Genomic DNA, 377 nt, shown 5'->3' with positions numbered 1-377 from the left:
ACGCCACCAAAGGCGCAACCTCGTCGTCTGCTACCGTGATGCCGCACTCGTCGAGCGCCTGCGTCATGGCGGTGATTTCGTCCGCACTGATCGGAATGCTTCCCGTGCTGTCGTATCCGGCAAGCCACAAGAGACAGTCGGAGCCGATTACGTCATCCGGCATCGTGCGCGGCGACCCACGTTCGGCGGCGCGTCTGCCGCGCTGGTAGGGGGTGTGGGTCATGATGGCTCCTGCGTCTTGAGGGCGCGGACGGCTTTGGCTGCGAAATTTGCGCCTAACGCTTCGGCAATACAGGAATTCGCCTTAAAGGCGTCTCGTTCCCCCTCACAAGCCACCGCGCACCGCTCGATCGTCGCTGCGTCGCGGGCTGCGAGGT

1 protein-coding gene is annotated in these 377 nt (G+C 63.9%); it reads right to left on the bottom strand.

Going from position 1 to position 377, the window contains the following annotated elements; genetic code table 11:
- Positions 1-223 (bottom strand): hypothetical protein (locus J2D73_RS20270; protein ID WP_207884220.1); only part of this gene is annotated, 223 nt, incomplete at its 3' end.
- Positions 224-377 lie beyond the last annotated feature (154 nt).

The organism is Acetobacter sacchari, assembly GCF_017377715.1.
Lineage (GTDB): Bacteria > Pseudomonadota > Alphaproteobacteria > Acetobacterales > Acetobacteraceae > Acetobacter > Acetobacter sacchari.
Note: the sequence above shows the minus strand (reverse complement) of the source record. Positions and strands in the feature narration are given on the sequence as shown.